The following is a 1,519-nucleotide window of genomic DNA, read 5'->3' on the forward strand; positions in this document are numbered from 1 at the left end:
GCTCTCAGGCCCGCTGATAGCGCACGATTATCCGACATTGCTCGGGGCCGCGATGCGGGGCGTCGGGCTGGCGCAGACGCCTCGACCAATCGCTGAAGCTCCGATAGCCGAGGGTAAACTGGAACCGGTGCTGGACGGTATCGCCGCCACGACGCCGGGCGTCTTTCTGTATCATCCCGGCAAGCGCCAAGTCCTGCCGAAGCTGCGCGCCTTCATCGACCACCTCAAATCCGCGGCGTGAGATGTCGGAATCCGGCCCCCTTGCGGTGGTCTCGCTACTGCCGGCGTCGGGCGAGATTGATGCGGCGTGAGTGTCGCGTCTCAACTCGATCCCGCAGAGCACATGGCTTTGATCTCCAGCTACGCCGGCGCACCGGCGACTGACCCTCTCACCACCAGGTCGACCGGCCAGACCTCGCCTCGCGCGCCCTCCTCCAGTCCTGAAATCCGTGCCGCCAGCCGCTCGGCGACACGGGCGCCGGCGAGACGGATCGATGAACGCGTCGTCGACAGCGGCACCGAGAAATTCTCCGGCCTCAGCCAGGGGAAGACATCGTCATGGGCGATCAGCGAGACGTCGCCCGGGATGCTCAAGCCGAGGTCGCGCACCGCACGCACGACGCCCAGCGCCATGATCAGGCTGGAGCAGGCGATCGCCGTCGGCGCGTCGTCCCCTTCCAGCAAACGCCTGGTGGCGCGGTAGCCGTTCTCCTCGGTCATATCGACCGAGCAGACATGGCGTTCGATCAATGTCAGTCCGCTCGCGGCGAGTGCCCGGCGCACGCCGCGTTCGCGATGGATGGCGAAGGTCTCGCGGCCGTCACCGTTGATCAGCGCCAGCCGCCGATGACCGAGCTGGATCAGCAGCCTGGCCGCTTCGTGGAAGGCGCCCTCATTGTCGATGTCGGTGAAGGCGTAGTCGAAATCGAAGCCCTCACTGCGGCCATGGACGATGAAGGGAATGCCGAGCGTGTTGACCAGCGCCACGCGCCGGTCAGCGGGCCTTGGAGAGGAGATATAAACAGCGTCGACCTGCCGGTTGGCGACGATGCGCCGGTAGGTCGTCTCCTGGTCGTCGGCGTCGGCCGGCGACAGCACAAGGTCGAGCTCGTGCGAGCGGGCATAGTCGCCAAGGCCGGACAGGAACTCGACGAAATGCGGATCGATGTCGACGGACGCACCGGTCGGCAGGACATAGCCGATCATGCCGGTCTTGCCGGTCGCCAGCCGGCGCGCGCTCGGGTTGGGCCGATAGCCATGGCGCTTGGCGGCATCCATGACACGCCTGCGCGTCTCCTCGTTGACCTCGGGATAGCCGTTCAGCGCGCGGCTTACCGTGGTTTGCGAAAGTGCCAGCATGTGGGCGAGCTGCTTGAGGTTCACGAAAGTCTCCATTCCCTCAAAGCGCTTTTAAATTGAATCGACCCAAGTGCCACCGGGGCCGAGCCATACGAAGCCCAACCATAGACGCGGTTTGGGCATGTTTGAAACAAAAATTGCTGCTGCACTGCCATAATAG

The 1,519-nt window shown here is 64.7% G+C and carries 2 protein-coding genes; one reads left to right on the plus strand and one right to left on the minus strand.

Translation table 11 applies throughout. From position 1 onward, the window contains the following. Positions 1 to 241, plus strand: a 241-nt coding sequence (locus EN914_RS35165) for a LysR substrate-binding domain-containing protein (RefSeq protein ID WP_245497929.1), incomplete at its 5' end; no start/stop codon positions are given. A gap of 119 nt (positions 242 to 360) precedes the next feature. Here the strand turns inward: EN914_RS35165 and EN914_RS35170 are convergent. Beyond that, positions 361 to 1,383 carry a LacI family DNA-binding transcriptional regulator gene (locus tag EN914_RS35170; RefSeq protein WP_013528260.1) on the minus strand — a complete coding sequence of 341 codons (1,023 nt, stop codon included), beginning with the start codon at positions 1,381 to 1,383 and terminating at the stop codon, positions 361 to 363. Between the last annotated feature and the right edge of the window lie 136 nt (positions 1,384 to 1,519).

Origin of the sequence: Mesorhizobium sp. M7A.F.Ca.CA.001.08.2.1 (genome assembly GCF_003998455.1) — a bacterium.
GTDB lineage: Bacteria > Pseudomonadota > Alphaproteobacteria > Rhizobiales > Rhizobiaceae > Mesorhizobium > Mesorhizobium ciceri.